This is a genomic window from Romboutsia maritimum, from assembly GCF_002251085.2.
GTDB lineage: Bacteria > Bacillota > Clostridia > Peptostreptococcales > Peptostreptococcaceae > Romboutsia_B > Romboutsia_B maritimum.
Map to the genome: position 1 here is coordinate 1 of NZ_NOJZ02000040.1, position 11,193 is coordinate 11,193.

An 11,193-nucleotide genomic window follows, 5' to 3' on the forward strand; every position below is an offset into this window, starting at 1 on the left:
GTGAAGACTAAGATTAAATAAAAAAGTTGTCTCATATATTTGAGGCAACTTTTTTTATGTAAAAATAGATTTTTATAAATAAATTAGCTATTTATTGAGCAATATATTATTGCGAAAATTAATTTAAAGGAGAATTTCAACATGAAACCTAATCAAGATGACAGAAGAGATAATGTAGAAAAAATACAATATAATATTGATAGTACTATTAAAAATATGAATTTAGCTAATGAAATGATATCTAAAACAGACAACCCTAAAACTAAACAAGAATTAGAAGCAAAAAACAAAAGAAGAGAAGAGTCACTTAATAATATGCGTAGTGAAATAAAGGATGAAGCACAAGCTAGAGAAAACAACTTTAAATAATTAATAAATAAAAAACTAATAGATTAAAAAAGTTAGTGTAACTAGGTATAGGATAATATTGTTTAATTTTATCCTATACCTTTTTGTAGTAATATAGTTTTATAATTACTTATTTTTAAGTTGAAATGAATTCTTTTTATGTTAATTTATTAGAGTAGAATCATATAGGAAAGATTCGTAAGGTATTAATTGTTATGTATTGTACATTATAAAAAGAATTTATCATATGTTTTTGAAACCATTTTATTCAAATTCTGTTCTATTAACTTATAAAATAAATGTGAAAAACCTATTATAATAATAATTGACGGAATAAATGATATAATAAATGAAAACTGGTATCTTTGTGTTAAGTTCCATACTTTGATAAAAATATTACATGAAAAAGAAGATAATATAATTATATGGACTAAAAATATTGAAAAAGATAATTTTCCTAAATATTGAAAAATTGTTTTGGATAATATTATTTGTATTTTCTTACAACATATTACTCCTAAAACAACCATAAATGCACCTAAAATATGATATATTAGGTATGACTGTTCGCCAATATTAAGCCATGAATAAAATGTATTAGTAGGTGTAATTCCTGTTGGATAACATCCTAAATATATACCTAAAATAATCATAAACATACAGTATAAATTACCAGTTATTTTATTTATTATATTTTTATGATTTGTATCCAAATCTGAAAGTACTATACCTAGAATAAATGAAATATAATATATTTTGTTTAATTTGAAAAAAATTATCCCTAATATTAAATATATTATATGTCTATTTTTTATATTACTCCATAACATTGTTATAAAAATTGTTAAAAATGAACCATAAAATAATATAGACATCATCCATAATACAGTATTATATTTTCCACTTCCTAAAAAGAAAACATCAAATAAAGTTACTTTTAACATATCCCCAAAATTAGGATTAAAGTTATATAAATTTTGTAACCATATGGAACCTGTGATATTTGATGCTTGTATAGATTTAAATATTGAAAATTTCATAAATATAAAAATTATTAATGTAGAAAATAATATCGGAATACATAACCTTAAATATCGAGTTGTAGCAAGTTTATTTATTTTTTGATTGTTAGCATAGTAATTTTTACTTAATACAAATCCACTAATAATAAAGAATATACAAACTGCATAATTTCCAGCATAAAATAAAGATAAAGGTGATTGTGCTAAGTACGTATCTAAATTATATAATGTATGTGATGGCAGACTTGCCCCCCAATATGATGAGGGAAAAAATGCAACCATAAAATGACTCATTACCACAATTAGTGCACATATTCCACGTAACCCATCAATATATTTGATTCTTCCTGATTGTTGCTTGTTTGAAACCATCATCAAACCTCCTTATATAGACAAGTATACTATGTATTGTAAGTTTTTGTAAATTATATAAATAATAAATTAAAATATGTTTTTATATAAATATTTTAATTTTTAAGATGTTATAATAAAACTTATAATAATGAAAACAGGTGATAAAATGGACCGTATAAATAAAGAATTTTTAAATTATTTTAAAAGCAAACCTAAGGAAAGAGTAAATTTAGATATAAGCTTAGAGTTAGTAGCATCTTATAGTATAAGAGCTGACTTTAAAATAGGTATAGAAAAAATGTATGCACTAAAAAACCTTAAAGAGTTTGCATATGCAAGAGTAGATTCAAGAAACTTAATTTATGGAATAGACTTTGTATATAACTCATTAAATAATTATTTCGATATAGAGGATGAAAAAATTATTGAGATAATAGAGGAATATGGAATGAAAATTTCATTTGATTCATCACAAAGAGAATATAGATATATGAGCATAAATGGACCTTCAGTAAGAAGATTAATGGAAGCTTTACAATATAGAGAGTTTGAATTTAAATTTAAAAATATGTATTATAATCCAAGAATAATAAAAGGAGAATTACCTATAAGTATAGACTTAGAAATGAGTAATAAAGAAATTTTAATTAAAAGTGAAGAAGTATTACCTGTTCCTATATCTCAAAAAGGTGATGTAGTATTTTATAGAGGAGATATATATTTACTTAGCAGCGAAAATGGAATATATTATAAAAAATTATATACAGTTCTAGATGAATTTAAGGAAATATCATTTACAAAGGATAAAGTAAGTGAAGTACTTACTAATGTAATTCCTAAGCTTCAGAACTTATCTAATGAAGTGAAAATAGATAAGAAGATACAAGAAAATATTTCTCAAAAATTGCAAGTAAAATACTATTTTGATTTAGAAGAAGAAAAAATAACTTGTGATGTAAAGTTTGAATATGAAGGTGAAGATGAAGGTAAATTTATAATTAAAAATATAGAAAAAGAAGAAGAAGCAATATACAGACTTTACACATATTATTTTGAAAAAGATAAAAATAAATACATATTTAGAGGAAATGACAATCAGCTATATGACTTTTTAAGTAAAGAAATAAATAGACTAAAAAATATAGGTGAGATTTATTATTCAGATAAATTAAAAGCAAAGAAAATATATAATTCTACTTATATAAAAGTTGGACTTGGTGAAGAGGTCAATCATTATTTAGAATTTAGTTTTGAAATTGAAGGAGTAAATCAAAGTGAATATAAAAATATAATAGATGCATTTAAAGCTAACAAAAGATTTTATAAATTAGGTAATGGAAACTTTATAAACTTAGAAGATGAAAAAACTAAAGAAATGTTTAAGTTAATGGAAAGCTTAGGATTTACTAATAACTTAAATGATATGAAGATACATACAAGTAAATCATTATACATTAACGATTTACTTACAGGTAAAAAATTACCTTATATATATGGAATAGAAAAAACTAAACATATTGTAGATAAATTTAAAAATGTTGATAATATAACTTCTAAAATACCTAAAGATTTAAATGCTACTCTTCGTGATTATCAAATAGATGCATTAAATTGGTTTGAAACTTTAGATTATTGTGGTTTTGGTGGGATACTAGCAGATGAAATGGGACTTGGAAAGACTTTACAAACTATAGCATTTTTATTATCTAGAAAAGGTAAAAAAAGTATAGTAATAACTCCTACATCACTTATACATAACTGGAAAAATGAGTTTGAAAAATTCACTCCGAGCTTAAGGGTTGGAATAGCTCATTCACTAAAAGGTGAAAGAGAAAAAATAATAAATAGTTTGGAAAACTATGATGTCATCTTAACTACTTATGGAGCATTAAGAAATGATTTAGAAAAATATGAAGAAATAAATTTTGATTATTGTATTATAGATGAAGCCCAAAATATTAAAAATCCAACGGCTGTAAGTACAGACGCAGTAAAAGCTATAAAAGCTAAAAATAGATTTGCACTTACTGGTACACCAATAGAAAATAATTTACTAGAACTTTGGTCTATATTTGATTTTATTATGCCAGGATATCTATATAATGTATCTAAATTTAATGCTATATTTATTAGAGATGAAAGCCAAATACAAAATTTAAAGAAAATGATAAAACCATTTATACTTAGAAGAACTAAAAAACAAGTTATAAAAGAGTTACCTGATAAAATAGAAAGAAAATTTTTAGTAGAGTTAAACAAAGAACAAAGAAAAATATATAGGGTATATGTAAATGATATAAAAGATAAACTTAAAGAAAAAAATGATATAAAAGATAAAATAACTGTATTCTCTTACTTAACAAAATTAAGACAACTTTGCTTAGATCCAAGTGTAATAGTAGAAGGGTATAAAGGTAAAAGTGCAAAAATAGAAGCTTGCTTAGAAATTATAAAAGAATATACAGAGGAAAATAATAAAATATTAGTATTCTCACAGTTTACTAGTGTACTTAAAAATATAGGGAAAAAGCTATCTAAGAACAACATCGAATATAGTTACTTAGATGGACAAACTAAAGCTATTGATAGAATAAAACTTGTAGGTGAATTCAATGAAAGTAAAGATAAGAAAGTATTTTTGATTTCTCTAAAAGCCGGTGGTGTAGGGCTTAATTTAACATCCGCAAATACTGTAATTCACTTTGACCCTTGGTGGAATCCATCTGTTGAAAATCAAGCAAGTGATAGAGCACATAGGTATGGTCAAAGAGAAGTTGTTGAAGTTATAAAGCTTATATCAAAAGGAACTATTGAAGAAAAAATAGTTCAGTTACAGGAAAATAAAAAACAATTAATAGACGATATAATAGATGGAAATTTATCCGATACAAGTGTATTAAAAAATCTATCAGATGAAGAAATACTAAATTTACTTAAATAAATTTAATTTTGTTTAGAATTAATAGATATGAACCGTACCATAAGTAAATGGGTTTTTTACTAAAATTGGATTATTTATTTTATAGGAAATCATATAATATATACTTTTAAGAAGAATAATTTAATTCACAATACTATAAAAAGAAGGATAACCAATCTATTAAAGGGATTATCCTTCTTTTTATATCAAATTTTTAAAAGTATATTAGGATCAATGTTACTAAGTTATTTTTAATATTTATCTTATTCATATACTAGAGTAGTAAACATGCCACCTGTTCCATCAGTAAAGTTATTAGACACATGATGTGAGATATGGCAATGAATAGGCCAAATTCCAGGATTATTTGCTTTAAATAGTACATCCCATGTTTCGCCACTAGCTACTAAAACTGTATTTTTTAATAGGCTATTACTAGGTATAATAGGATTACCATCGGATTTTTCTAAACAAAATTGATGTCCATGAAGATGCATAGGATGATGATTTATTTGTATAGCTCCAAATCTTAGTCGCACAATATCATCATATTCAACAGGCATAGGTGTAGTATATGGAAAACTTTTACCGTTTATAGTAAACATATTAAAATCCATTGAAAAAGGATTAAGATTATAATTACCTGGTTCTACTTTCTTTCCTTTTTCTAAACCAACGAGACTCCATTCCTGCATTAGAAGTAGATAATCCTTATTGATAGTTACTTCATGTGGGTCTAGGATTACAAAACCACCTAATAAACCTAACATATCTTGCCTTGCTACATTAACGTGAGAATGATACATATGTGTTCCAGGAGGGTTAGTTATTCTAAAGTGATAATCAAAAAAATGTCCAGGTTCAATCCTAGGAGAAGGTTCAACATCTGGAACACCATCCATTACATTAGGAACGTTAAGTCCATGCCAATGAATACTTGTAGCTTCAGGAAGGTGATTATACACCCGTATATTAACATAATCACCAGGGTATACTTTTATTGTCGGACCCGGTATACTCCCATTATAACCCCACCCCTTTATGAAGACTCCGGGAAGTATTTCTTGATTTACTGGTTCTGCTGCTAATTCAAAATATTTTACACCTTTATCAATAGTATATTTTAGAGACGATATATCTGGGGTAACAAGCATAAAATCAAACACCCTCTTATAAATTGATTGAATTTTTAAATTTATTATATAATATTCAAGTCTATTTTTTTAGTTACTAAAATCAGATATGATAATTAGGAATGTTTTTAAATATTTATATCCATTATTTTTGACCGAATAATAACAATTTTTTAGGGCATATTATTTTTTGTATGAGAAAATTAAATTAAAAGGAGTGTATTAAATGGGAATAGTAACTAATAAAACAGACAAATATCAAACATGCATTGATGCATGTAATAGATGTGCTCAAGCGTGTCATGAATGTTTCACAGCATGCTTAAATGAAGATGATGTAGCTGCTAGAAAAAACTGCATAAGCATACTTATGGACTGTGCATGTATGTGCCAATCGTCAGCAGCAAAAATGTCAATGGATTCTCAATATGCAAAGGAACACTGCCAAATGTGTGCGACTATTTGTGATAAATGTGCACAAGAATGCGAAATGTTTAAAGATAATCATTGCCAAAAATGTGCACAAGAATGCAAAAAATGTGCAGATGAATGCAGAAAAATGGCTGGGATGTAAATATTTAATAATAATCAGTTAGGTACATTTTTTTATACTTAACTGATTATTTATAATTTCTTTAATAAATAGAAGGACAGCAAAATGAATAAAAAAAATTTTAAAATTGAAGGAATGATATGCTCAGCTTGTGCAAATATAATAGAAAAAGTTACTAAAAAATTAGATAGTGTTGAAAGTTCTATTGTGAAATTAAAGCAGTCGTAGAAAAGGCAGGTTATAAACTAGTTCTATATATTCAAATATAGCTTTTTTAGCATTTTCTCTAGTATGGAATATATTTTTAATATCCAGTATTTCTGTTTTTAGAGACTTATTAAAAGACTCTATCATAGCATTATCATAAGGATTACCAGGCTTGCTCATACTTGCAACAATACCATGTTTATCTATTTAACTTTGATACCTTTTACCAATATACACATCCATATAAACCATATCTCTAGATAACTCTAATTCTTTAGCTATTTTTTGTTGTTTTTTTACCTTCCTTTACTAGAAGGGTGTAAGTCCAGTTTTAATTATTATAAAATGATACTGCAAAAGCAATTTATAAAAATATTAGTGCAATTAGGCGTAGCAAAATATGAATTTGATGCTATAAAATCAATCAGCGAGATGGAAAGAGCGGAGATAATTAAGAAAATAAAATATAGCAATACAAATAGTAAATTTATATTATTTAAAAAGTATGCGATAAGATATTTAGCAAACGCAAAGAAATCAAGTGAAGTAGCATCTTTAACTACAGTCAATAGTAATAAAAGATATGTGGAGAATATACTAAAAACTCAATTTATATTAAATATAATAATTCCAAGTATGAAAAAGCGTGGGCTTAAATTATCAGTAAATGATTTCTTAGGTTTCTTAGATAATATAAATTGTAATTTGCTTCATTCAGCAAATAATATGACTAAGTATTATAAGAATTTAATTGCAAATAAAAGTATTGTTATTGATGACGATTATCTTTATAATAGCAATATAGCAACATTAGCGAGAAAAAATATTTTTATAGCACATATTGAATACAACAGTATAACAGACAATACAAAAATAAGAGTTTATTATTTTAATACATCTAAAGATAAAAATTCTTATGCAACAACATTAAATTATAGTATCTGTTATAACACAATGAAAAGATTATTTGGAAAAAATATTCTATTAGAGTTTAATGTCATTACATTAAATAATTTAATAAAGGATGGCTTAATAGAAGAGTTAAATAAAAAGGGAATAAATCCAAGGACAAAAGAAAAAAAAACAGAAAGTTACTTAATAGAAATGTTAAGAGCTAATAGATTGTGTGAGATAGATTTTGAAAGAATGAAAATCAAAATAATAAGTTATGATATAAAATAAAGGTAAAAGTTTATGTAATACCAATATTATAATTGAAAATGTTGGTATTGCATTTATAACTGAGATATAATAATGAATAATTGTAAATCAATACGACATATGAAAGGTGTAAAAAACTTAATAAATAGAAATCTGTAATGGGGGTAACAAAATGATAATACAAACTGAACGCTTGGAGCTTATTTCGTTAACTTTGGAGCAATTAAAACTATGGATTGAAGATATTACTAAACTTGAAAAAGAATTAGACTGTTCCTATAAGGCAGAATCAATGGAAGGATTTTTTCTCGAAATAGTAAAGGGACAGTATGAAATATCTCAAAAAGACCCTAACAATTATTTATGGCATAGCTTTTTTTTCTTGATTCGCAAGGATGATAGAGTTGTAGTAGGTTCAGCGGATTTTAAAGATATTCCTAATGAAAATGGTGACGTTGAGATTGGTTATGGTTTAGGTAAAGAGTTTGAGCACAAGGGCTATATGACAGAAGCTGTAAAAGCATTGTGTGAGTGGGCATTAAAACAAAATGGGGTTACAAGCGTAATTGCTGAAACTGATTTAGACGGTTTGGCTTCTCAAAGGATTTTAGAGCGTTGCGGATTCAAGCAGTATAAAGCAGGAGAAACTCTTTGGTGGAGATTATAAGTATGATTTTGGCATTAATTACGTCGCAATCTGCATATATTGTTCATTATCAATTAAATAATGAATGTAAAAACAGTATGCTAAAATGATTTAATCCTAAAAAGGATTAAGCCTTTTATAGACGGAACTTTTATAACCTTACATTACTGAGATTTTTAAGTTTCTTTCAGTTTATAAGGTATAATATCTATATTAATATTATATGTGTTTTATTTTAAAATATAACTAAATATTTAAAGGATATGTTCTTAATCAAGATAATTAAGAATATATCCTTTAAAATTATATTTCTATATATATTTTGCAAGTGGAATGTTGACGGTGAACCGTACCACAAGTAACGGAGCTAGGACTTGTATAATTTAGTGAGCTATAGATTTTTCTTTACAAAAGCCCCCCTTAGATTTGTCAATTCTAAGGGGGTTATTTATTTAAAGTGATTTAATTAACTCTTCTAACTTTTTAGATAAAGTTTTTGCACGTTCAAAATCAGTATCCTTTAAAGCAGAAGCTATTTCCATTTCAACTGATTTTTTCTTTTCTTCAATTTGCAGATAGTCTTTGTCAAAATGATTAGCATAAATCATCTTTCTAAATTTACGCATGCTCATTTTTCTAATTGTCTTATCTTCAATAAGTAAAACATAATCCGCACAGTTAACTATAAAATGATAATCATGAGAAATCATTAAAATAGCACCTTTGTAATCTGCTATGGCTTTTTCTAGAGCCATTTGAGAATAAATATCTAAGTGGCTTGTAGGCTCATCCATTAGTAACATATTTGCTTTACTAGCGGAAACTTTCGCCAATTGAAGTATATTTTTTTCTCCGCCAGATAAAGATTCAATCTTTTGTGTAAGTATATCTGAATCAAAACCATATCTTCCAACATATCTTCTAATTTCACCATAAGTCTCAAATCCAACATCATAGAACTCTTGAAGTATTGTATTAGACTCATTTACTACTTCGCTTTGCATTTGAGATAAGTAAGCTAGCTTAATGTTTTCATTTATTTCAATAGAGTTATTATTATTTTTAAATATTTCTTTTAATAAAGTAGTTTTTCCTACACCGTTTGTACCAACAATAGCTATTTTATCAGTAGATTTTATCTCAAAGTTAATATTTTCTAAAAGAACTTCATCAAATGATATCCCAAAATCACAAGCCTTTAAAGCGATAGTTTCTTCAATTTCATTATTTGTATCTAAATTGATATACGGTTGTTTAATATCTACAAATGGTGCTTTAATTCTTTTGGCTTCTAATCTTTCTTGGATTTTAACTCTAGCTTTTAGAGCTCTACCTCTAGAAGCTTCAGCATTATAAGTTGCTTTCTCTCTTAATATTTCGATTAAAGCTTCATTTCTCGCAATTTCTTCTTCATCAGCAATAGCCATTTCTTGTAACTCGATTTTAGTTTGAAGAAGAGAGAAGTTGTAATCAATATATCTGCCATCAAATTCTTGTAGCTCTGTATTCTCAAGATGGATAATTTTATTAAAACAATGATTTAATAAATATCTGTTGTGTGTAATAACTAAAATGGTTTTCTTATGAGAATTAATTAAATTTTTAAGAGCATTAAGGTTTTCAAAATCTAAGAACACATCTGGCTCATCCATAATCATTAAATCTGGGTTATTAAGCATTTCCTTAATAACCTGAATAAGTTTAAATTCTCCACCACTAAGTTCAGAGATCATTCTATCTTTATGCTTAGTTAAATTTGCAAGATTTAGTTTCTTATTAATGTTGCTTTCATAATCATCACCATCAATTGCATCAAATGCATCTAAAGCTTCTTGGTACTTTTCTAGTAAAGCATCAATATCAGAAGATGTTTCCATTTCACTGCAAATAGATGCTATTTCATCTTGTAGCTTGATAAATTGATCCGCTATATATTCGAAAACTGTAGTTTCTATTCTGTCTAGTTGTGAGAACTGACTTACATACCCAATTCTTAAATTTGAATTCATTTCTAACTTACCATCAAATATATATTTTTCTGGATCCATTATTATATCTATAAGTGTACTTTTTCCGCTACCACTTGCTCCTATAAAAGCACAATGTTGACCATCTTCTAATGTAAATGAAACCTTATTATATAGATCTCTTTGCGGAAATGAGTAGGACAAGTTGTCAATTTTTATCATATAATTACCTCTCTTTATCATTTTAAAAAATTCGCTTTGCTTGAGCGATGTGTCGGCGAATCGCTTCACGTCGCCAACAACCTAAAGGTCTGTTGCTCCATAAGATGTAAAAAGAGCCTATAAAAAATAAGCTCTTTAATATATAATCAATCTCAATTTTGTAATTGATAGTATATATAGTAACGACATTTTTTGATTTCTTTTGATAGCATAACACTTTTTAAGGCTAATTTCAATTATTTAAAATTGGATTTTTTCGTAGCAAATCCAAGACGTTGACATGTCTAGATAAATAATTATGAAATAAAAAAATTACGCTCCATAGAGTAAGGTACGGAGAACCGTATCATAAGTAAATGAGTGTTTTGCTAAATTTGGCTAATTAAAAATAAGAGATAATGTGTAGAATATAAAGTTCCTCTACCATAAGTTATAATTTGGTTGAGGAACTTTTCTATTTAAGTGATTTACCAAATAATTTATGTGAGATATAATAATTACTAATCAATTCATAGAAAATGTAAATTAATAGTGGTAAAACTAATTGTTAAATAGTAATTTGTTGGTCTGATAAATCAAAATATTTTGAGCAAGCAAGAATTAATTCTACTTTCAGCAAATCAAATTTTGGAGACCAAGAATGAGGCGGTTGATTTTTAT

10 protein-coding genes are annotated in these 11,193 nt (G+C 26.3%); 6 read left to right on the forward strand and 4 right to left on the reverse strand.

Annotation, left to right across the window (positions count from 1 at the left end; all coding sequences use genetic code 11):
• Positions 1 to 141: 141 nt before the first annotated feature.
• Positions 142 to 369 carry a small acid-soluble spore protein Tlp gene (gene tlp / locus CHF27_RS12780; RefSeq protein ID WP_095404640.1) on the forward strand — a complete coding sequence of 76 codons (228 nt, stop codon included), beginning with the start codon at positions 142 to 144 and terminating at the stop codon, positions 367 to 369.
• 206 nt (positions 370 to 575) lie between these two features.
• Here the strand turns inward: tlp and CHF27_RS12785 are convergent, their stop codons facing one another.
• Entirely contained in the window at positions 576 to 1,742 is a 1,167-nt protein-coding gene (locus tag CHF27_RS12785; protein WP_158534772.1) for an acyltransferase family protein, read from the reverse strand.
• 148 nt (positions 1,743 to 1,890) lie between these two features.
• Here CHF27_RS12785 and CHF27_RS12790 point away from each other — a divergent pair, with 148 nt between their 5' ends.
• Positions 1,891 to 4,665 (forward strand): DEAD/DEAH box helicase, encoded by a 2,775-nt coding sequence (locus tag CHF27_RS12790; protein WP_243445015.1) that lies wholly within the window; start codon positions 1,891 to 1,893, stop codon positions 4,663 to 4,665.
• 242 nt (positions 4,666 to 4,907) lie between these two features.
• Here CHF27_RS12790 and CHF27_RS12795 read toward each other — a convergent pair whose 3' ends face one another.
• Positions 4,908 to 5,798 (reverse strand): multicopper oxidase family protein, encoded by an 891-nt coding sequence (locus tag CHF27_RS12795; RefSeq protein ID WP_095404637.1) that lies wholly within the window; start codon positions 5,796 to 5,798, stop codon positions 4,908 to 4,910.
• A 205-nt stretch (positions 5,799 to 6,003) separates the two neighbouring features.
• Here CHF27_RS12795 and CHF27_RS12800 point away from each other — a divergent pair, with 205 nt between their 5' ends.
• Together CHF27_RS12800 and CHF27_RS14400 are read left to right on the forward strand one after the other, a co-directional pair.
• Positions 6,004 to 6,351 (forward strand): four-helix bundle copper-binding protein, encoded by a 348-nt coding sequence (locus tag CHF27_RS12800; protein ID WP_095404636.1) that lies wholly within the window; start codon positions 6,004 to 6,006, stop codon positions 6,349 to 6,351.
• An 84-nt stretch (positions 6,352 to 6,435) separates the two neighbouring features.
• A complete protein-coding gene (locus tag CHF27_RS14400; protein ID WP_115976277.1) occupies positions 6,436 to 6,558 on the forward strand; it encodes a cation transporter in 123 nt (40 codons plus the stop codon).
• On the opposite strand, the gene CHF27_RS14765 is transcribed toward CHF27_RS14400, so the two are convergent.
• The gene (locus tag CHF27_RS14765; RefSeq protein ID WP_408638586.1) at positions 6,544 to 6,744 is read right to left on the reverse strand and encodes an integrase core domain-containing protein; all 201 of its coding nucleotides are present in this window, start codon (positions 6,742 to 6,744) and stop codon (positions 6,544 to 6,546) included. The genes CHF27_RS14400 and CHF27_RS14765 overlap by 15 nt on opposite strands.
• A 138-nt stretch (positions 6,745 to 6,882) precedes the next feature.
• On the opposite strand from CHF27_RS14765, the gene CHF27_RS12815 reads away from it, so the two are divergent.
• Entirely contained in the window at positions 6,883 to 7,719 is an 837-nt protein-coding gene (locus CHF27_RS12815) for a hypothetical protein (protein ID WP_095404634.1), read from the forward strand.
• 151 nt (positions 7,720 to 7,870) lie between these two features.
• Positions 7,871 to 8,365, forward strand: a complete 495-nt coding sequence (locus CHF27_RS12820; protein ID WP_095404633.1) for a GNAT family N-acetyltransferase — start codon at positions 7,871 to 7,873, stop codon at positions 8,363 to 8,365.
• Positions 8,366 to 8,796: 431 nt separating this feature from the next.
• On the opposite strand, the gene CHF27_RS12825 is transcribed toward CHF27_RS12820, so the two are convergent.
• Positions 8,797 to 10,533, reverse strand: a complete 1,737-nt coding sequence (locus CHF27_RS12825; RefSeq protein WP_095404632.1) for an ABC-F family ATP-binding cassette domain-containing protein — start codon at positions 10,531 to 10,533, stop codon at positions 8,797 to 8,799.
• Between the last annotated feature and the right edge of the window lie 660 nt (positions 10,534 to 11,193).

Bases quoted from the DNA above. Each gene is read 5' to 3' on its own strand.
- tlp (WP_095404640.1), top strand. From the start codon at position 142: ATGAAACCTAATCAAGATGACAGAAGAGATAATGTAGAAAAAATACAA.
- CHF27_RS12785 (WP_158534772.1), bottom strand. From the start codon at position 1,742: ATGGTTTCAAACAAGCAACAATCAGGAAGAATCAAATATATTGATGGG.
- CHF27_RS12790 (WP_243445015.1), top strand. From the start codon at position 1,891: ATGGACCGTATAAATAAAGAATTTTTAAATTATTTTAAAAGCAAACCT.
- CHF27_RS12795 (WP_095404637.1), bottom strand. From the start codon at position 5,798: ATGCTTGTTACCCCAGATATATCGTCTCTAAAATATACTATTGATAAA.
- CHF27_RS12800 (WP_095404636.1), top strand. From the start codon at position 6,004: ATGGGAATAGTAACTAATAAAACAGACAAATATCAAACATGCATTGAT.
- CHF27_RS14400 (WP_115976277.1), top strand. From the start codon at position 6,436: ATGAATAAAAAAAATTTTAAAATTGAAGGAATGATATGCTCAGCTTGT.
- CHF27_RS12815 (WP_095404634.1), top strand. From the start codon at position 6,883: ATGATACTGCAAAAGCAATTTATAAAAATATTAGTGCAATTAGGCGTA.
- CHF27_RS12820 (WP_095404633.1), top strand. From the start codon at position 7,871: ATGATAATACAAACTGAACGCTTGGAGCTTATTTCGTTAACTTTGGAG.
- CHF27_RS12825 (WP_095404632.1), bottom strand. From the start codon at position 10,533: ATGATAAAAATTGACAACTTGTCCTACTCATTTCCGCAAAGAGATCTA.